Source organism: Methanolacinia petrolearia DSM 11571 (assembly GCF_000147875.1).
Lineage (GTDB): Archaea > Halobacteriota > Methanomicrobia > Methanomicrobiales > Methanomicrobiaceae > Methanolacinia > Methanolacinia petrolearia.
The window spans coordinates 372,627-393,269 of sequence record NC_014507.1 but is presented as its reverse complement, the minus strand read 5'-3'; the positions used below and the strand labels follow the sequence as shown (position 1 = coordinate 393,269).

General features: G+C 42.4%; 19 protein-coding genes. 12 read left to right on the top strand and 7 right to left on the bottom strand.

The window, feature by feature from the left end:
* The first annotated feature begins 108 nt into the window (after window positions 1–108).
* The 3 genes from MPET_RS01945 to MPET_RS01935 all read left to right on the top strand — a co-directional run bounded on the left by MPET_RS01945 (window position 109) and on the right by MPET_RS01935 (window position 3,535).
* A complete protein-coding gene (locus MPET_RS01945; protein ID WP_013328338.1) occupies window positions 109–1,089 on the top strand; it encodes an alpha/beta fold hydrolase in 981 nt (326 codons plus the stop codon).
* A 629-nt stretch (window positions 1,090–1,718) separates the two neighbouring features.
* A complete protein-coding gene (locus MPET_RS01940; RefSeq protein ID WP_187287572.1) occupies window positions 1,719–3,062 on the top strand; it encodes a M12 family metallo-peptidase in 1,344 nt (447 codons plus the stop codon).
* A gap of 23 nt (window positions 3,063–3,085) precedes the next feature.
* The gene (locus tag MPET_RS01935; protein WP_013328336.1) at window positions 3,086–3,535 is read left to right on the top strand and encodes a hypothetical protein; all 450 of its coding nucleotides are present in this window, start codon (window positions 3,086–3,088) and stop codon (window positions 3,533–3,535) included.
* Between the two features lie 447 nt (window positions 3,536–3,982).
* Here the strand turns inward: MPET_RS01935 and MPET_RS01930 are convergent, their stop codons facing one another.
* Entirely contained in the window at window positions 3,983–4,714 is a 732-nt protein-coding gene (locus MPET_RS01930; protein ID WP_013328335.1) for a winged helix-turn-helix transcriptional regulator, read from the bottom strand.
* Between the two features lie 39 nt (window positions 4,715–4,753).
* The gene (locus tag MPET_RS01925; protein ID WP_013328334.1) at window positions 4,754–5,215 is read right to left on the bottom strand and encodes a hypothetical protein; all 462 of its coding nucleotides are present in this window, start codon (window positions 5,213–5,215) and stop codon (window positions 4,754–4,756) included.
* Window positions 5,216–5,488: 273 nt separating this feature from the next.
* Here MPET_RS01925 and MPET_RS01920 point away from each other — a divergent pair, with 273 nt between their 5' ends.
* The 6 genes from MPET_RS01920 to MPET_RS01895 all read left to right on the top strand — a co-directional run bounded on the left by MPET_RS01920 (window position 5,489) and on the right by MPET_RS01895 (window position 11,321).
* Complete coding sequence (locus MPET_RS01920) at window positions 5,489–6,022, top strand: hypothetical protein (protein WP_187287604.1); 534 nt, start codon at window positions 5,489–5,491, stop codon at window positions 6,020–6,022.
* A gap of 122 nt (window positions 6,023–6,144) precedes the next feature.
* Window positions 6,145–7,098, top strand: a complete 954-nt coding sequence (locus MPET_RS01915) for a hypothetical protein (protein ID WP_013328332.1) — start codon at window positions 6,145–6,147, stop codon at window positions 7,096–7,098.
* Between the two features lie 178 nt (window positions 7,099–7,276).
* Window positions 7,277–8,242, top strand: coding sequence for a hypothetical protein (locus MPET_RS01910; RefSeq protein ID WP_013328331.1), 966 nt, complete (start codon window positions 7,277–7,279; stop codon window positions 8,240–8,242).
* A gap of 65 nt (window positions 8,243–8,307) precedes the next feature.
* Entirely contained in the window at window positions 8,308–8,712 is a 405-nt protein-coding gene (locus MPET_RS01905) for a hypothetical protein (protein ID WP_225353841.1), read from the top strand.
* Window positions 8,713–9,004: 292 nt separating this feature from the next.
* Complete coding sequence (locus MPET_RS01900; RefSeq protein ID WP_148222173.1) at window positions 9,005–10,138, top strand: hypothetical protein; 1,134 nt, start codon at window positions 9,005–9,007, stop codon at window positions 10,136–10,138.
* 10 nt (window positions 10,139–10,148) lie between these two features.
* A complete protein-coding gene (locus MPET_RS01895) occupies window positions 10,149–11,321 on the top strand; it encodes a hypothetical protein (RefSeq protein ID WP_013328328.1) in 1,173 nt (390 codons plus the stop codon).
* 98 nt (window positions 11,322–11,419) lie between these two features.
* Here the strand turns inward: MPET_RS01895 and MPET_RS01890 are convergent, their stop codons facing one another.
* A complete protein-coding gene (locus MPET_RS01890; protein ID WP_013328226.1) occupies window positions 11,420–12,271 on the bottom strand; it encodes an IS5 family transposase in 852 nt (283 codons plus the stop codon).
* Between the two features lie 453 nt (window positions 12,272–12,724).
* Between MPET_RS01890 and MPET_RS01885 the strand changes: the two genes are divergently transcribed.
* The 3 genes from MPET_RS01885 to MPET_RS01875 all read left to right on the top strand — a co-directional run bounded on the left by MPET_RS01885 (window position 12,725) and on the right by MPET_RS01875 (window position 14,366).
* The gene (locus tag MPET_RS01885; protein ID WP_013328327.1) at window positions 12,725–13,138 is read left to right on the top strand and encodes a hypothetical protein; all 414 of its coding nucleotides are present in this window, start codon (window positions 12,725–12,727) and stop codon (window positions 13,136–13,138) included.
* A gap of 305 nt (window positions 13,139–13,443) precedes the next feature.
* Complete coding sequence (locus tag MPET_RS01880) at window positions 13,444–13,857, top strand: hypothetical protein (RefSeq protein WP_013328326.1); 414 nt, start codon at window positions 13,444–13,446, stop codon at window positions 13,855–13,857.
* 176 nt (window positions 13,858–14,033) lie between these two features.
* A complete protein-coding gene (locus MPET_RS01875; protein WP_013328325.1) occupies window positions 14,034–14,366 on the top strand; it encodes a DMT family transporter in 333 nt (110 codons plus the stop codon).
* A gap of 8 nt (window positions 14,367–14,374) precedes the next feature.
* Here MPET_RS01875 and MPET_RS01870 read toward each other — a convergent pair whose 3' ends face one another.
* Genes MPET_RS01870 through MPET_RS01855 form a run of 4 tightly spaced genes read right to left on the bottom strand, consistent with a single transcriptional unit; the run spans window position 14,375 to window position 20,641 of the window.
* Entirely contained in the window at window positions 14,375–15,358 is a 984-nt protein-coding gene (locus MPET_RS01870; RefSeq protein WP_013328324.1) for a hypothetical protein, read from the bottom strand.
* Between the two features lie 15 nt (window positions 15,359–15,373).
* Window positions 15,374–17,176 (bottom strand): type II secretion system F family protein, encoded by a 1,803-nt coding sequence (locus MPET_RS01865; RefSeq protein ID WP_013328323.1) that lies wholly within the window; start codon window positions 17,174–17,176, stop codon window positions 15,374–15,376.
* Window positions 17,166–18,911 (bottom strand): type II/IV secretion system ATPase subunit, encoded by a 1,746-nt coding sequence (locus MPET_RS01860; protein ID WP_013328322.1) that lies wholly within the window; start codon window positions 18,909–18,911, stop codon window positions 17,166–17,168. The genes MPET_RS01865 and MPET_RS01860 overlap by 11 nt, the downstream gene beginning before the upstream one ends.
* Window positions 18,912–18,913: 2 nt before the next feature.
* The gene (locus MPET_RS01855) at window positions 18,914–20,641 is read right to left on the bottom strand and encodes a hypothetical protein (protein ID WP_013328321.1); all 1,728 of its coding nucleotides are present in this window, start codon (window positions 20,639–20,641) and stop codon (window positions 18,914–18,916) included.
* Window positions 20,642–20,643 lie beyond the last annotated feature (2 nt).

Genomic DNA, 20,643 nt, shown 5'->3' with positions numbered 1-20,643 from the left:
CGCTATAACTTGTCATTGAGTTCCTCCTCAGCGTTTCTATAAATTGATGCTTATATTGACAAGTGTGATATAGAGAATTACACATACCTGACTTTAGGAAGTTCTGCTATGCGTAAAAAGATAGAAAAAATATATCTGGCAGCCATAATTTTTGCTTTAGTTCTTGTAATATTTTCTGCCGGATGTACAGGTGAAACTGGTTTTGACAACTCCCTGTCTGAAAATTCAGATAATTTAACCCTGTCCGAAAAGAGCTATTCTGTCTTTGATGATGCAGAACTGCATTATGCAAACGTAAACGGAATTAACATCGGCTACAAACAGGCAGGAGAAGGCTATCCTCTTGTAATGGTAATGGGGTATGCGACAACAATGGATGCGTGGGACCCTTCTCTTCTGAATTCTCTTGCAGAAAATTACAACGTCACGATTTTTGACAACAGGGGAACAGGCTATACAGATTTAGGTGAAATCACGGCTGAAAATGTGACATATGAGACTTATGCCAATGATACAGTTGCACTTATGGATGCTCTTGGCATCAAGAGATCATATCTTATGGGATGGTCGATGGGGACAGCTGTTTCCGAGGAGATTATTCTGAAGTACCCGGAAAAGGTTGAAAAAGCTGTATTGTATGCACCTTATTATAACGTATCATCTTCAGATGAGGAGTACCTGAGGGAATATCTGCGACAGGTAGCTTACGGAGAGGCCAATAAATCGATTGTTATTGAAAATATGTTTCCCGGGGACTGGCTTATCTGCCATAACCCCGATGAATATCTGCCTGCTTCTTCTGAAACACTGAATGAAAGCGGAATTATGGCCGCTTATTATGCAAGTCTTAACTGGAACGGCTCACTGGAAAGGCTTAATCAAATCGAGATCCCTGTGCTTTTAACCGGCGGAACAGAGGATGTTCTAACGCCTCCTGAGTTTTTAAGAACAATGGCAGGGGAGATTGATGGTGCATGGACAGCAGAGTTTAAAGGTGCAGGACACGGTTTGATGTACCAGAATCCTGATGGACTAGCAAAAACTGTAAATCTCTTCCTGGACCTGGATGAGGATATAAGATGCTGTTAAATATAGTATAATACTAATTCGGCTCTGAAGAAATCCTCTAAACAAGTTTTCATAAAGCAGTTGAATTGTAAAAATAAGCCAATCAAAACTCCACAATAAGAAATCCGATTTTCATACAGTAAACCTTAAATAAACCCCAAATTACGCAAAAACCACCGAAAATATCGTCCACATAGATTGCCTGTATCAGACGATCTCATCCTCGATCGATGTAAATATCGTCTGAAAAAACAGGGCAATGACGTGCCGCTATTTCGATGGAATCCCGGGGCATTTTGCGATAAAAAACGAGATATGAGACTATTTTTCAGAGGTGGCCGATCTATCCAAAAATATGATGAAATCAGCCTAAAATGAGCGTTTTTTAGTCATATTATGATCTGATACAAGACAGAAAAACACTGGGATTATAACAGATTGAATTTCGATGATTCGGTCACAAGAGGTTTTTATAATCAAGTCAAAAGTCATGCATGTAGCATCAAAAGATGTTGCAGGGATTTTGCCCGACGATCAGGAACGGCCAAATCCCATGCGTGCCCGGGGGCATAAATGTAAATGGGCTTAAAAACTACTTGAAACCTTTGACGATTCTGTCTCCGGGGGCAGAAAAGAATGGAGACCAAAAGATGAAATTAAAACTAAAAATGCCGGCTTTGAGCCTGCTCTTGATAGTGGCACTCGCCGGGGCGATTTTCGTTCCGGTTGTTAGTGCGGAAAACGTAGTGCCAGTTGACGCAACTATCAACATGAAATATTTTACTGATATATCTGATCAATTGAAGTCTCGATCGACTGAATCAGTTCCAATATCAGAATACTCACTTGTCACAGTAGATCCCATTGCATTTATGAGAGATGCTGACAATGGGAAATTACTGGAATACTCATTGAACGGAGAAAATTACTCCATTGAACTCTCTGAAGTCCCCAGTATTATCGCCCCAGATGCTAAATTGTATATTAAAACAAATGATGGGACGACAGTATCCGACATTCCTACGATAAAACAATACCAGGGTAGAATCGTTGGTACTAAGTCAGGTGATGCTTTTTTCACTGTTGATGACAATGTGATTCTAGGAAGGATAACAATGGACGATGAGTCATATTTCATAAGCCAGTCAGAAAGACAAGCTGATGGGAAAATTGTCCATATTGTTTATAATTCAAAGAATGAAATAGAACGGGAAATATTGCCAAATGAGGACGATATAATTCCTATTACGATTTCCCAAGAGCAGTTAGAATTATCTGACAATAACGAAATTGAAAATACCATTTCGTCCAAGTCAGTGACTACTGTGAGTTTACTTGCAGTATACGATTCGCAATTCCATAACGCATATCCTTCATCTACTTCTGAAATTACATCAATGATGTCAACAGTTGCTGAGGCATTTTCTCCCAGCTATATTGGAGTAAATTTCCAGATCAATGCATTTTCATGGGATGCTACGCTAACAAGCACAGATAAAGATGATCTTGCAGAGGAGTTGGTTGATAGCCAAAGTTCATACCGAGACTCCACGAATAGTGATCTGGTTTCTTTATTCACTGGAAGAGATCTTGATGGAAACGATATCGGAAATGGAGGACAATTTACCAACGGGGTTTACGAAGAATCTGCTTACTCACTTACGCAGATGACTGATTCAGGCACCTCTTATACTGCTTCAAGCTATCAGAGGCCGATACTGATAACTCATGAATTAGGACATAACTTTGGCGCGATGCATCAGACTGCTCCTTCCAGTTATAGTGGAGCTCCTTTTTATATTCCAAGCTATGCAAGGGCATCGACATGGACATCATGGTGGACAGATTATTATTCAGCTATGTGGGCACCATTCCAGACAGGTACTTCGATGAAGAATGAATTTTCTTCTCTCGATTCGGGTCATGGCGACTCAAACCATAACAATGCTCTTAGAATAAGTCAGGTAAAAGCAACAGTTGCAGGATATCAGTAACTGAAGTCAGAAGAGGGGATATAATGCAAAAAAAAGCGTTATTGGCAGGCTTGTTTCTTATGATTCTGATACTTTCAGTTTTATTTTTTTTATCGATTTCCAATGTAGAGGATTCTCCGGATTCCTGCCTCCCACCCCCCACTTCTATTTTCAGACTTGTCAACAAAGATATTAATCAATCTCATTCGGTTTCTGTGATTATCAATGACCCTTCAAACAATACACTAGCCAAAGAGTCTTATAACCTCGCACCATATGGCAGTACAAAATCCACATTCGTGATAACTTCTGAAACTTCAACAACTACAAATCCATATTATCTAATCTTTAATGTTGACGACAACATCAGTTCGGAGATAGCTGTTAATGTATCGTATCATAGCATCCCAGAATTTCATATTGATCCAGTCAATGGCGAAGTGAGTCTTTATATATATCTGCTTAATGGGGACTATGGATGCAAAGTAGAATAGTGAATACAATCTAATTGCAGACCTTCGTTAATTCCTGAATCTTCAGGTAAGACAAACAAGTACCATAATCAAAAAATCCAATTTACATATAGTAAACCTTAAATAAACCCTAAAACACGCCAAAATAACTAAAAATATCGTCCACAGATATTGCCTGTACTGGACGATCTCATCCTCGGTCAAAACATCACTGAAAAAGACAGACCATTCTCGTTCCGTCAGATATATGTAATCTGGAGGGATTTGGCAATAAAAAGCTAGATATGAGGCTATTTTTCAGGAGTTTTCCAGGAGTGATCGAAACATCCCAAAAAAGGCTAAAATACGGCCAAATTGGGCGTTTTTTAACCACATTATGATCTAGCTCAGGACAGAAAGACACTGGGATTATAACAGATCCAACAATCAGGTCATCACTGGCAATAGCCCCTGCTAAAAAACATAATCCTACAAAAAGGCAGCATCCATTTCAAAATTATTTTCAGCATAATAATGATTGAAATTGCTCTCTTTCTGGATGTTCACAAGATTGCCCGAACTGAGTCTCTCAATGTGCCACGAAATCGTAGAGCATGATAAATTCATATACTCTGCCAGATCTTTTTGGGTACATCCAGGATTCGTGTAGATATACCTGAAAATATTTTTTGCTGCCGGACTATCGAGGATTGTTTTTGCAACCTGAGCTTCAGGAATGTAACCGTTATGATTTTCAAAATAATGTATTTTTTTAGATGCTTTTATTGAGACGATCTTTTCTTCACGCATTAGCATCTTAAGATGATATCTTAGAGAACTGCGGTTAATTTCTGCCATGTGCTCTACTTCGATCTGGGTGATACCAGGGTTTTCTGTTATTAGCCGGAATATATCCTCCCTCCATTCGTTTTCAAGAATATTCTTCTTTTCGATCTGCCGGATTCCGAAAGAAAGGCCGGCAAGAACTGTGACAATCGCGGCTAGAGGTATTAGAAAAGGGGAGTATAATGAAATCAATAAGACAAAATAGTGCCTCGGTGAGACTTCCCACCAGTTAAGGACATGAACATTATCCTCTCTGAGTAGATCAGGTGGTTCTTCACTTGGCGTTACAATGATATTTGAATATATAGTGGCCTGATGAGCATAGGCCAGGATTAAAATTAAAACCACTGCAATAGCAGCCCCCTGGTATTTCATATTTATATCTCATTAAAAGAAATGATTAAATTTTTTCCATCAGAGGAGTGAATAGCTGATTGATGATCCCGAAACCTGTCTCCCGTATACATTGAGCTTCCAGTTCCCCACAGGAAGATAACCCGTTGAAGAGCGAATATCAATGTCGATCATGCCGTCTCTTACAGAACTATCATACAGATCGGTATAATGTCCTACAAAACTATCATCCGGCGTATAAACATACAATTCAAGGTCACCATAATGCTCATCCCAGGTTAATGTAACATCGATCTTTGAGGTGAGCGGCCAAACAGATCTGCTATGGCAAACCATTTCCCCCTGCGAGATCTGGTGCTGAGCCTTTGTACCTGAAAGTTCCTGAATGAATCCGTCGACAGACGGCACTACGATGACATTATTTTCCATTTTCTTTTCAATTACTTCACCGGCCATCACTGGTGCGGTGAGGAGTGCCGTGATCAGAAGGGCAGTAAGAAAAATTAAGATTTTTCCTCTCATGAGCAAAAATATTGAAATCGACGATATATTGCTGTTGTGACCGAATCATCGAAATAGCTCTTTTAATTTAGATGATTCGGTCACAAGAAGTTTTTATAATCAAGTCAAAAATCATGCATGTAGCATCAAAAGATGTTGCAGGGATTTTGCCCGACGATCAGGAACGGCCAAATCCCATACGTGCCCGGGGGCATAAATGTAAATGGGCTTAAAAACTACTTGAAACCTTTGACGATTCTGTCTCCGGGGGCAGAAAAGAATGGAGACAAAAACATGAAAATTAAAAAAGGAATGCGGGCGTTGAGCCTGCTTTTGATAGTTGCACTTGTCGGAGTGATGTTCGTTCCGGCAGTTAGTGCAGAGCAGTCTGATGATCAACAATTCTCTCAGGGACAGGTTATAGATCCTGAAGGAATGGAATTAACACGCACATCCCAGTCTAAGATCTCTGATACTTCAGCATCTGGAGTTCTTAAGAGCTCATATGATTGGATTGCTGGTACGAACATTTACAGAGAATTTCCAGATCCTGTTAAATCGAAATTTTATTCTGAATCAAGATTAAGTGGAACTACTACACCATATAATGTTTATAAGGTTGGAGTGAGAGGACGTGCATGGAGAGAAGGTATTTTTAAGTTTGATAAAACGGATGAAAATTACTATTCGGCGGATGCCGCAGTCAACTATGAATGTTCGGACACCTATGTAGGTGGACATTGGCTGGCACAAAGTGATCATACATTTGAATATCCGGCAAATAACGACTATTATTATCCAACAACAACCGATGATATGGATCTCTAGAAGTACTTCAGGTGTTAAACTTGATTAAAAAAACCTTTTTTTTATTTATCTTTTGTTTAGTCATTCTATGCTCAGGCGTCCTATTCTATCATGTAGTCTTTGAATCACCTCCTCAGATTGGCATGACCGGGATAATTGATGATAATTCTGGGGCATTAAATCCTGAATCAGTTGCATATCAACCCAGTGCCGTGGGAGAAGGTTTTGGAATAGGACTTTACGATGCCCCTTTCCATATTCCTGATCATTCTTTGCATTATTCAAAAGAACTTTTAGAAAATGAATCATTTAAAGGCTATCTTTACATAAACAACCAACTTGCTGAGAACAATTCCTTCCTGATATTTTGCCTTGTCGATTATAATCAGACGTCTTTCTCATGCGATGGGAGTGAAAAAGGAATTCTCCATAAAATCAGTTTGAATCCGTTTGAAGAACGTTTTGTTCAATTTTCAATTGATCCACTGGAAAAAGGAGTTCATGATTTTGAAATATTTACGCTGTTGAAAACCGATCAGCACTCATTAAACAAATCTTTCAGGTTGTCGACCGATTTTTCCTATCTAGGTAGTAAGAGAATGAATCTGTTTGTTGTTGATGATAAACTCCCCGAAGTTCAATACACGAATTTTTCGTTACTTTCTGCATCAAACTGCGGTTATGATTATCCAATCAATGATGGTATAATTCTTACAAAGGAGCCCTGTTCTTCAAAAGGATGGTTTACTGAAGATGTTAGGTCAGGAGAAGTCCTGCACTACTGGATCAACCTCGCAGCTGATAAAGAATATCCCGTATCTTTTGCAGTCATAACTCTTCTTGATTATAAACAGGTCCCCCTGAGAACTAATATGCAGGATAAGTGCTGGTTTGGTTCTCTCTCCGCCGGTGAAAAAATTTCAGTGCCGGCAAGTATTATTTCACCTTCTGAAGACGGTGTTCATGAACTGATGTCGATTTATCTCCCTCTACCCTATCAACGTCTTGAAACATCGCCGGGGGTGCCAACACAGTTCAATCAATGGACCTGGTCCGAGCCCAGTATCAGGATTGGCCTTAATGTAAGTACTGTTTGAGGATTTGGTCAGAAGAGGTATTTATAATCGAGTCAAAAGTCATGCATGTAGCATCAAAAGATGTTACAGGGATTTATGCACGGCTCCATCATGAGCACCAATTGCTGATATACTCATGGATGACAGAACGTGCTACCCGGATGTGCTCCTGTAGTCTGGAAATTGATAAGTTGAACACATGGAAAACAAAAAGATAATTATCGGGACCTTATTTGCGGTTGCAATAATTGCATGTCTTGTAATCTCATTTGAGGTAATTGGCAACATCTCTGAACAGGCTTACAGCACTGGATATGATTCCGGAATAGTCATGAAATCTGCAGGCGGCTCAGTACCTGAATTTGTATTGAACACTCAATTCACAAATGAGAAAGATACGGTTCAATTATACAATGTTAATAATAAGAAGTTAAATTCCGAGCAGATACAAAGCATTGCCGAATTTTTCGACCTGAAAGGAGATTTAGAAACATATAGCAAAAATACCGGGGAGTTAAAAATTGTTGACGACTCCTATGATCCACAAAGACAAATTTCATATTACCCTAAATCAGGAGCGATAGTATACTCAATCCCGGATGAAGAATATCCAAACACCGTTGAATCTCAACCTTCACTTCCCTCAAAGGATGAAGCGATAAAAATTGCCGAATCGTTTGTTCAAAAAACGAATACATATGAAGAAGAAGGTTTTGTTAAAAATGTCGAAGTTAATCAAAAGCAACAAGTCTGGAAAAGCGGAGCAACCGAACCCGAAAAATCATATGATATAACAACTGCCGTCCGTTATTCCCGAGATCTTGATGGAATTCCGGTTTACGGAGATGAATTCTCGGTTATTATCGGTGATGGTGGAAAGGTTGTCGGACTTGTAAAAAGCTGGAGAGAGGTTGAGCAGGGAGGAACCGGCCGATTGAAAACAGCAGAAGATGCATATGATGACCTGTGTAACCGGGATACTGTAAATCCGTTAAATCTTGCCGATTACGATAAAATCACCATCGACGAGATCTCTCTCGGTTACTGGATGGAACCAAGGATTTATGAACAGGATCAAGTAAAGCCGGTATACGTATTCAGCGGAACCGCAACAAGAGGAGACAAAACGGATCCGTACGTTGAGTATGTATATGCTTTGGAGTGAACCCTGATTATTAGATCAGGAAACATTTCAACTGATGATAATAAGATCAAAGTGAAATTAAAGTGGTGGCGCTGGTTGGGAGTTTTATCGTGGCCTGTTCAGCTATTTTTTACTTGATTGGATCAGAGCGCTTGGACGATCTGGTCACCCCTCCTTCACTTTTTAGTGTATATAATGACGACGAAGTCCCACATGAAGTGAACATAACAATATTCAGTGTAAACGGCACTCACAACAATACTCAGGTCTGCTCAGAAACTTTTAGGGTTAAGTCAGGTGGTAAAAAGAAATCTTCTATCATGAACGACGACGGAGGAGAATACCTGTTTAAAATATCAATTGATAAAGGTGCTCTGCAGGAGTTCACGTTGCTCATTGAGCGTTCCGACTCTCTTGTAATATCTGTAATTACAGAACAAGACATTGAGATTTCAACCATAGTTCGAAATCGGACGATGGAAAAAGATTAAATTTTGCTTTTTACGTATGCTATGCTCCTGCGCATACAACATGAAATTTAGTTCTATAGAGGCTGGCGTGACATCGCCCTTTGAATTTAGACGATTAGGTCACAAGAGGTTTTTATAATCAAGTCAAAAGTCATGCATGTAGCATCGAAAAGATGTTGCAGGGATTTTGCCCGACGATCAGGAACGGCCAAATCCCATGCGTGCCCGGGGGCATAAATGTAAATTAGGTTTTACAATACTTAAACCTTTCATACTTCCGTCTCCGGGGGCACTAAAAAATGGAGACAAAATAATGAAAATGAAAAAAGCGATGCGAGCTTTGAGCTTGCTGATGGTTCTGGCACTTGTCGGAGCGATGTTCGTTCCGGCAGTTAGTGCAGGAAATACTTCACAGTCCAGTCCTAAAGACCAAGACGTACAATATAACGTAGAAAAATATACTGTTCGTCTTGTAGATTCTGAAATTACGCTGGATGAAATAGACACTCAGACACAAAAGATTTTAGATGATTTTCAGGGAGAATTCAAGAATGTTTCGTCTCGCTATATTGGCGCAGCCGAACCTGATGTCTCTAAAGACGAAAAGATTGTCGGTTATGTCTTTAGGATTCTGCCAAGTGGTGAGAGTTTTTCCTATACAGAGACTGTTTCAGCCGATGATTCGATCTCTACAAAGGAAATCTCCTCCAAGATAGATGCCTGGATTGACGGACCGCTAAAAATTAAAACAACCGAATCTCTTAACAAAGCGAGTAGATCCAAATCTCGCTCAGAACCGGACCCTATTCACACTGCTTATACATCAGTCAAAAACTATCCTGATATTGGAAAGGCACAGCTTATAACTACGTGGTACTGGGATAACCAGGAAACAAATTCAAATCAGGATTATTTCTTTACAAAAACAACACTGGCAACGGATCCAGGAATTGACATCTCGGGTTATGATATTTACCAAAATTATCATTTCAACATAGAAATCAATTCTGATTATTCTTTGGGTTCTTATCAACATTTACCTAATGTAGCTGTAAGTCAGAATAATCCCCAGACAACGACTGGTTTTACAACATTAGGTCTATCTCTTGGAACTAGTAGTTGTTCTCTGGGATGGTCAACGACTATTCCAGATTCAAGTGTAATACTACATCACTCAAGTGGAAACATATATAATTGGGATGAAGAATTCACCCACTATACAAATTGTGCACGAAGTCACTTTGAATTTACACCCGGCCAAGAGTCTGTTTGCTCACAATCGTCTGCACGTGGTGGCAGTACATATATTATCTCCCGTGTGAAGGCTGATGTTTCTAATGGGTGGGCTAAAATTAATGATGGAATACTCTGTTTTGCTCCTTCAGGAACAAATGCATGGGGCCATTACTGTAAAGTAAGATGGAACGGAGATTATAATCATGTGTAACAGGAGATAAATGGCTTTGACAAAACCAATTTTTATTTTTTTCATGAGTGAAGAGAGAAAAAGAACGGCTAAAAAGGGTTTTTTATTAATATTACTGCTAAGCGCCTTCACTATGATGACAATCCCGGCAAGTGCATCCTCTTTCGGCTTGTCATCTAATAATATCAACAGTTCAGATACAGATTCTCACTACTTTTCTTATCTAAATTTGTCTATAAATGAAGTAATGAATTACAGAGACAAAATGCCTGCAATTTCTTATAATATTTCAGATCAGGATAACCGTTTTAACTATAATGCATTATTTTTCCCGGATGTCCCCGAGGACGCAGAACTTGCGGGTTATTATATGCAGGTTCTTCCGAACGGAGTATCGTCATCTTATATGGAACTTTTTGATGCAAATGCAACACTACCTTCACAGGATATTTTCCTGGCCCGGGCGAATGAGTGGATTGGCGGTGAGGAAACTTCAGTTATAGGAACAATGAATGATTGCTTCCAAAATGGAATTTATTTCTACAGCGGCTATCATGAAATAGCCCGACACACAACTGTCCGTAAATATCAGGGTATAGGAAAGATTACTGCCACTACTGTTGTCTCCCAATACTTAAATGACGGCGATTCCGAAAGAGATTATTTCTGCATCGGATCATATGTTGAAATGACACCAGAAGATGAAACAGGAAACGGGACAGGATGGAAAAATTCAAAATTCCTTGTGAATTATGATTTTAATACAGGATATTGTTCAACAAAACCCTTGGAAGTAGAGTCACCGATATCCAACCCTCAAACTTCACCACATTACCTGAAACCTCAGGGAGATCTTTTAGGAGGATTTCTAAATAACTTTGATAAAATAGGTTTATTGTCTGGATTATTCGGCCATTCAGTATCTCTTCATTCCAATGTTGAAGATTCTACCAAAATGTCATGGGTTACAGAGTGCGGTTATTTCACCGAAAATGCTGCGGAATCACTTAGCCTTACCCCTGTTTCAGAGGTTATGCCACTACAGTCCGCTGTAGATGGTGATAACTGGCACGTTCTGGCAAGGATCGGCATCGATGCAGACTCCGGCTGGTCCCGTGTAGGAGGACTAATAAAAGAACCTTCACCTTCCTCCGAATGGATCAGTTACATCTTGATGCACAGTGTACCTGCTGCAGAAAATTAATCTAAGCTGGAGATCATGAAAAAAACACAATAATATCAGGTCAGAAACATACAACGAATCTCTGAAAAATTGGCTCTGTAGAAAACCTCTCTCTTTTTTTAGAGAGTCATATTGTGGATTAGCATTCTGATTTTGATCTCTTTTATCTGGTTGAAATATTTCCTCGATCTGACATTCTCTTTGTATTTCCTTTTAATTACTGAAAATACAGTCTCCACCATATTTCTCTGCCCGTATTTTTCCTGATTGAAATTCTCAATCATTTCCTTCCTGTACTTTCCAGAGTAGATATTTCCATTCCATTTCCTAACAGGAATTATTGATTCAGCTCCAATAACATCTCTGATATATTGATGAATCTTTTCAGAATCATATCCTTTATCCATCGTGAAGCAATCAGTTTTTGTTATTCTGCTGACTTGGTTAATGAGAGATTTTGCATGTTGAGAGTCATGTACCGGTACCTTCGAAAATTTCCATCCCATAATAATTAATTTATCAGAATCAACAGCAATTGAAGCCTTAATAAAACTTTTACGAGTTTTATTGATTCTTTTTGAATAGTAATAACTTGCATATGAACTGGTAAATCCAGTAGAATCTATCGATGTAATCCTGATTTGATTACCCTTCTGGTGTAATCTTCTAATCACATTTTTTAGGATTATACGAAATGTGAGTGAAGGAATTCTTGAAAGAAATTTTTGAAGAGTTGTATAATGAGGTATTTGTTCTAATTGAAGAATATCGGTAATCGTTGTTAAATTAGGGAGTAATTCTATAAAATCTCGATAATCTTTACCTATCTTTTCTTTTAATATGATTAATGTTAGAAGTTGGTGCTGAGTATATTTCTTTTTTGAAAACTTAGAGGATCGAAGGGGTACATGTGAATTATCTATTACTTCAAGGGATGTTTTCACAAAGTTGATGTACCAGTTTTCAGACATTATTTAAGGAACTCCTTTTCTATTTGTGGTTAAATAAAATTGGAGTTCCTGTACGATCGATCTTTCGGTCGCTATTTTCTTAGAGGATTTCTACAAGGCCGAAAAATTATCTTTTTTCCTTACTTGGTCTCGGTATCGCAGGACTGGGAGGCATATTGAAAAAAACCTCCATAGCGCTCTCTGTATTGTGCTTGGCGACCAGTCTGTTCATTAGTCTTTTGAATACATTCAATTCTCTATAATCCCCTGCATTCTCGGATGATTGAAGGTATTATGTTAGATGAAATATTAGGTATTACTATTTCATGATTCGACGATTCGGTCACAAGAGGTTTTTATAATCAAGTTAAAAATCATTCAGGGAGCACCAAAATGATGTACCGTGGATTTTACCCGACAGATCAGCGAAATGAAGGATTAAATTGCTGCATATCAGTGAGAGGTTGAACTGAAATGAAAGTGACGGCGTTGTTTGGGAGTTTGATCCTGGCAATTATAGCGATTATTTACTTGATTGGATCTGAGCATTTGGACGATGGGGTCAACCCCCCTTCACTTTTTAGCATATATAACGACGATAAAGCACCACATGAAGTGAACATAACAATATTCGGTGTAAACGGCACTCACAACAATACTCAAGTCTGCTCAGAAACTTTTTGGGTTAAGGCAGGTGGTAAAAAGAAATCTTCCTTCAAGAACGACGACGGAGGAGAATACCTGTTTAAAATATCTATTGATGAAGGTGCTCTGCAGGAGTTTACGTTACTTATTGAGCGTTCCAACTCTCTTGCCATTTCTGTACTTACAGAAAAAGACATTGAGATTTCAACCATGGCTCAAAATCGCACGATGGAAAAAGATTAAATTTTGCTTTTTACGTATGCTATGCTCCTGCGCATACAACATGAAATTTAGTTCTATAGAGGCTGGCGTGACATCGCCCTTTGAATTTAGACGATTCGGTCACAAGAGGTTTTTATGATCAACTCAAAAAGTCATGTATGTAGTATCAAACAGATGTACACGGGTTTTGCCCACCGGCCAGAAACGGCCACTGATGCAGCTTTAAGCTGTTCCCGGCAATTCAACTGTGGTGTCCTCCCCGATTAAAATGATATTCTTTTGTTCTGGGATGTTAAAAACCGGGCATTAATTCTAAGTGTGATATCATGACTACAGAGAATTTTAAAAAAATAAAAGAATGGGGATTTTTTATCTACGTATGTTTGATATTCGCGTATTTCTTCCTAAATATTCTCTGTCACAATACCATGACTAAAGATGCCGTATCAGGCTGGGTCTTTATCGGGCCGTGGATAATCTTTCCTTTTATCGGTTTTTTCATCAGCATGTACCTGATATCCGGAAAAGAGCCGGTAGATGAGAGTGATAAGACAGAGATCCGTGAGAGATGTACCGGGCTTAAAGCTTCTGTTGTCGCGTTTGTCACATGGCTTATTGTACTAGTTCTTTTAGAACAAATCCAATTGGAGGCAAATAATATTATCTCTGTGGTATGTGGATGTTTCTTCTTTTTAGGGATATTTGGGCTATTGAAAAGGATTGACAAAAAGTCCGAATAATAAATATAGAAATCCGGGGAATGGCAAAAGGATCTCGATAATTTATTCTATAACACCTGCTGCAATTCCATTTTGAATTAGAGAGTCCAGCTTATCCACACCTCCACAAACACAATAATAACCCCCAGCGAGAAAAAAGAAAACATGGTTCTCAATAAAAAATCAGGTGGTCCGGCATGATGCGCTGGCTTCTCCTTGCCACAGGAATCCTGATGGAACTTGCCGGTTCGACCTGCATGAAACTCTCGGACGGCTTTTCCAATATCTACGCCTCGATACTGACCTTCGTCTTCTGGGGGATCTCGTTTACGGTCTTCATCTTCGCCTTAAAGCACTTCGATCTCAGCTTCGCCTACGCGATCTGGGCGGGAATGGGAATCCTGCTGGTATCGATGATCGGGATTCTTTATTTCAAGGAGCCCGCCAGTTCGATGAAAGTCCTGTCGATCATTGTAATCGTCGCAGGAGTCATAATGCTGAACCTGAGCGAAAATCCGGCGGCAGTTTAAACACAGGATCACGAAGTCGAAACCACAACCTCAAGCGAATCGATCCCGACCAGGACAGGTGACGGTGATTCGCTCATATCAAGGACGATGGTATCATAACCGCCCGAAACGCGGGTTACCTCAGGCGAAGGAACATTGCCATAACTATCGTGAAGAGCCTCCATCTCGGTCTCAATTTTATCGAAGAGGAAAACGGAAAACTCAGGGATCACATCGCTTCCGGTACTGTTTTCGAACCTGAATGAAAGATAGCTCGTATTAAACGAAGTTGCATTCTCCCTTGCAAGAATCTTCAGCACAGCAGCACTGTTTCCGCTCACGAAATTCTTATCCCCCTGAACGAAGGTGACAAGATCGATCTCAAGCGAAGACAATTCGGTCTCCCCGGACGTAGAATTATAGAATCCCGCATCTTCAAAATCAATCAAAGACTCAGCAAAAGCAGAAAATTCCTCACTACCGGTAACATCCGCCATCGTATAGTCCTCAAGCGGAACCTCGATATCATCCTTTGTCACATTTATGTAGCCATACTGCCAGCTGTAGCCCTGCCCCTCCCAGAATGTATACGACGGCTTAAACTCCGCCTTTACCATTCCGGCAGATGCAACCGGATCGCCGGATGAGTCGTTGTATACATCAAAGATTGTCCCGGCGTCACTGACCGACAATGTCCCGCTCGACTTCTCCGGGCTCATGATAACATCACCCGCACCAAGCGGGATCGTATGACCATAGGACGCACCCTTCTTCTCACTCACGATATGCCCGATATCGTTTGAAAAATCCATGAATGCCTCTTTTACCTCCGAAACCTGAGCAATCTCTGACTGCTCCTTCAAACCCGGGAGATACTCCGTCGAATAAAGGCTGATGAATGTTGCAACAACCGCAAGAATCAGCATCAGTGCGATCACGGGAGCAACCGCTTCCTCCAAATTCCTTTTGCAGGAAACTTCCCCTGAAATCTTCAACTCTCTTACTCCTTTCATCCTAAAACCTCCATTTCATAGAATATACACGAAGAGCACAATCGATGCGATCAGGAAGATAATCGTGTGCTTAAGCCCTGCAAGGATGTTGTTCGAGCTCAGCTGTCCGGCCATTATACCCGAAAAACCTCCGATGATAATCCCCACCCTGAACATGTCGCGGAGATTCCCCGTAATATCAAAGGTAACGTCGAGATCCTCGAAACTCGCCACGAAGGAATCGTTCAGCTGGTAGGAGCAGTAGAGATAGATGCCGAACGAGAGATAGATCACAGCAAGATAGACAAAAGAGACATTGAACCTCTTCGACTGCATCTTCAGGTAGTGATCCAGATCGCTTATTGCAATCGTGAGTATGTCTCTCAACTGATCGGTAATCTCGCTCGCCTTCACAATAAGGGATATCGCACGCTTCACGGAAACGAGACCTATCCTCTCCTCCATGCGAACAAGTGCACTCGAAACGCTGTAGCCCCACTTAACCTCCCTCGACGCGATCTTCAGCTCGGACGAAAGCAGTCCCAGCTTCGAACTCGACACCATCTCGATCGCGGTCTGGAGCGTCATTCCGAGATCCTTCATATCTGCAATATCCCTGAGGAACTCCGGCATCTGGGCCTCGACCCTCCTCGTGTACATCTTCCTCGACTCATACGCAATCGATACCGGAAGAACGAGGGCGATGACGAAGAGGCAGATGAAAACCTCAAACGTGAACTCCGGAAAGATTGCCGCAACCCCGCCGGAAACATACTGCCACGCAACAATCATGGAAAATGCCAGCCCGAAGAAGAGCCCGACCTGGTAGTCGGATATGTAAAACCTGAACGGATCTCTCAGGATCTTTTCGACCATCAGGAACTTCTTCCGCTTCTCCAGATTCTTGAAGAAACCGGGATCATACTCTTTCTCGGTTTTCTCTTCGATGATTTCGTCTGTAAACTCGGTCTCCCTGATCTCCTGGTGGGAGATCGTGAGGTTGTCGCTCGGAAGAAGGTAGTAGAGGATCATGATCAGCGCTATCGCACCCAGGGGAAGACCGACATACATGAGCGGCATGATCCCGCCGAGCTGCCCTCTCCCGGAAAGGTTCTGCGCAACCAGCATGATTATAAGCGCAATCGGCCCTGCAACAAAGGCGGTCACGTACACCTCGGCAATCATCTCCATAATCTGGAGAGTCGCCTCCAGCTCCTGCCGGGCAAGCTCCCTGTAACTGTCGGAACGCGAATTGAAGAACTCCTTAAGATTTCCGCCGGTCCTGAAAACCAAAGCCAGATCATTTAAGAGGTCTGCAAAATTCTCCGAAGGCGTTATCTTCTGCAGGTTTCTCATAGCAGTAAGAAGATCCTCCCCGAAGATCTCGACATCCCTGACAATCATCCCGCATTCATGCGAAACCTCCCCGTAGAGGTCCTCGGCTTCAAAGACGCTCTTAAACAGGGAATACAGGGTGACGTTCGTCGAAAGCGCCTCCATGTATGTAAGTGCATACGGAAGATCGATATCTATCCTGGTCTTCCTCCCTGCTGCAACAAGAGACGGGTAGTAGAACAAAGCAGCAAAGATCGCGAACACGGCGATAACGAATACCAGCAGCTGCGATATCGAATACGGAAGAATGGGAATCAGATTAAACTCCACTCCGAATACGAGAAGAAACAGCTGAACGATAAGCAGTGCAAAAGCGCTGAGAAGCGTAAGTATAATACAGAAATGGAGATAGAGGTTGGGATTGATCGGAAGCCGGGCTCCCTTAAGCGATCTTCCCAGTTTTTTTACATCCAGAAGCGACTCGACGAACGTATTAATCTGCATTGTATGTCTTCTTCCTCAGCTCGTGGATGAAATGCGATATCTCGTTGATATCGTAGATCTTCTTCTCGCAAAGCCGTTCAAGAAGCCTCTTTCTTATATCGATCTGCCTGCTGAGCTCATCGTCCGTCCACCCATGGGTATATGCGATGCTTTCAAGAACCCTTGATTCGTTATATTTCCTCTCGAACTTATCGCTCCTTAGATCCCACTCGTATAGCGGGTTCCACCGGATCGTACCCTCGTCGGCATACATCTCGTTCAGCGAAAGGCAACGCCTGTACCCTATGCCCGCATTGAACTGCAATCCCTGTATAAGCATCAGATCAAGTGCGCCGAACATAACGGGCGGAACGTTGATCGGGTCATGGGTCAGCCTGTTTATCGCCTCCCTCACGCCGCCTGCATGCAGGGTTGAAAATGTCGTATGGCCCGTATTCATCGCCTGGAAAAGCGTCTGGGCCTCTTTACCTCTCACCTCGCCGACAATGATGAACTCCGGCCTCTGCCTGAGGGAGGCCTTGAGAAGGGTAAACATGTCCACGTCGCCCATATCGAAATTTTTCCCGCCCTCACGGGTTACAAGGGGAAGCCAGTTCTTATGTGGGAGCTGTATCTCACGTGTATCCTCAATAGAGACTGTCTTCGATACGGGAGGGATGAAAAAGGACGCTGCGTTCATCGTCGATGTCTTGCCGCTCGCCGTACCCCCGACGATGATCATGCTCTTGTTGTTCTCGACACACAGCCAGATTACTGCCATGAGCTCGGAGCTGTAGGTGCCGAGTGTAATGAGGTCTACCGGAGTCATCGGGTCTGCCTTGAACTTGCGTATTGTGAACGAACTGCCCTTGGATGAGATTATGTCACTGTATGTAAGTTGCGCCCTCGAACCCCCGGGCAGGGCGGCATCGACGAGAGGAGTCGTAAGCGACATCTGCTTGTCGGCTTTCTGTGCGATCTTAAGAGCGTATTTGTTAAGCTCTTCGTCACCGAAGGTGATGTTCGTTGCAAGGTTGGCATATTTCCGGTGATAAATGAAGATCGGCATGTCCTTGCCGTTGCAGGTGATATCTTCTATATTTGCGTCCTTCATGAGAGGATCGATCTTCCCGTATCCGGCAAAATTGCGTTTCAGGAAATATATCAGGATCTCAAGCCTGTCGTCCGGAATTTCGGGATCGAAGGATCGAATGATTCTTTTAACCTTCCTTTCCTCGAATGCCACTTCGTCTTTCTGGTGGGGGGAGGTGTAGATGAGAACGTTCCTGAGCTCTTCGTAGGTCTCTTCAAGAAGTACGAACTCCTTCTCACTTACCTTCGGTTCGACGATGACATACTCGAGATCCATCTCCCAGTTCTTCATGATCTTAACGTAGGTAAAAGGGGGAACCAGCCAGTACCTGTCGATTACCCACCCCTCTTCATCAGGAGCGAGAGGAGGAAGCGGCGGGGTCTCTGCATAAGGGTCATGTGGAAGCAGTTCTTCGACGGGATCGGTCTCCCCTGCCTTCACCTGCTTCAGCATGCCGACAAGCATGGACAAAGTATCATTTGAATCCGATTTGCCGGATTTTTCCTTCTTTCTGTTAAGAGAATTAAGAAAATTATCCAGTTTCCCTGTCAGGCCGTCTTTGAGCGGGGGAGAAGATGATTCAACGGGATTTGTTTCAGTCCCGGGGGATGGAATTTCCTCGAAAGAATATGCATTCTCCCCGGTAATTTCTGTCTCATTCATTATCAGGCCGCTCCCCTGCCGTGCACCTGGATGGAGATTTCAGCTTCGCAGTTTCTTACAAAGACGGCAATGTAGAAGTTTCCGGTTTCATAGAAAGGAAGATACTTCACGTTCTCCTGCCCGGTCTTATAACCGTAAGACATCTCCCCTGCAAGTTCTGCGGTTCCGTTATCCTCGTCCACCCTGAAGACTGCAATTCTTATATCGGAAAATGAGGATATTTCATCAAGATCCCTGTCGGGAGGATCTACCGGCCGGGCAACACATTCTATTCTCCATGCCGACGGTGGCGATACATAGATCTCGTTCGATTTCGTGTAAAGCAGCACGGGCTCGGCGATCTCGTAATTAATGACATTGAGGTACCAGGTCTGGTCATAATAGTTCACATTCGTATCGTACCATACGTTCTCCCAGTACTCGTCCTCCAGGGCGTTGTTTGCCTCGTTGATCTCATCCACCAGGCCGACAGGACCGGGCGGAAGTCCGAGAAACTCGGAAATACCGGCCTTAAACTCCGTATCAGATATCTCTTCCAGTGGAGACGGTCTCCTAAGCAGGGGTGTCATGGTAGAGTCTATCTCATCGTCGCGGACGATCTCTATGCCATTTTCCGGGTCGATCAAAGAATCGAATATTACGGGTTCGGCCTTTGAAAGCTCCCCGGGGATCTCGCCGGGAAGTACTGACGAGTTGAGTACGTCGATATACACGTATGAATCACCGGCAACCCAGGATGCATTTTCAATTCTGCATACAACCGGCACCATTCCGGGCCGGGTAGTGAAATTTTCGGGTGTTTCCAGTGTAGCGGCAGGAATATCCCATGAAACTTCTCCGGCGGCAGCGGTCTGTCCGCCGGAATATTCGACAGCCCCGTTTCCTTCAAAATAACCGTTTTCGGGTTTGAAACTTTGCATGGACGGTATATTGAAGGTACCCGCCTGGATGTAGCAGTTCACGTCTCCGACAGGCAGGCTCCCGAGAACCGTATATGTCTTACCGTCCGTTCCCTCTTCGCACCTGATACCGATTGCAGGATATTCCCATATTACCTGACCGCGGTCATACTGGTCCGGATAGACCATGATCGCAACAGGATATCCCATTTGATCAAGAATTGACGCAGCAAGGATACTCATATCCTCCCGGTCGCCCTCGCCTTCCCACACCGTTTCGAGCGGGTACCTGTAGCTGCCGTCGTTCGCGGTATTTTCAAAGTCTCCCGGTCCGAACTGCTCTATACAGGCAATCGTGTTCATGATTGTGTCGTAATCGCCCCAGCCGTTCTCCACCGACTGCTCCAGTATATAATTTGCAAGCCCCCTGACAAGCCCGCCGTCTCCGTCTGTTACAATATATTCGGTGATGACATCGCCGGTTTCTTCATCGGAAGAATATAACGGATGATTCGTTTTGAAGGAGTTGTAAGTCGAATTTTCAATTGTGAAGTCTATTGAAAAGGGTTTATCCTTATAAGTCCAGTTAAAATCTACGACTTTTTCATCGGAATCTTCATTTGTACTTTGTGATGAGGTTTGGGTTCTGATCGTCGACGAACTTTCCGTAGCTGTAGATAATGAATTCGGACCTGAGGTTATACTTCCGGATTCATCCCCTCCAAGAAATCCTGCGACCTTAAGGCCGATAATCGCACCCACAATGACTATACCAATAACGATTGCAATTGTAATTTTGGAGAGAAGGTCCTGGTTAATCGCGAGATCCATAT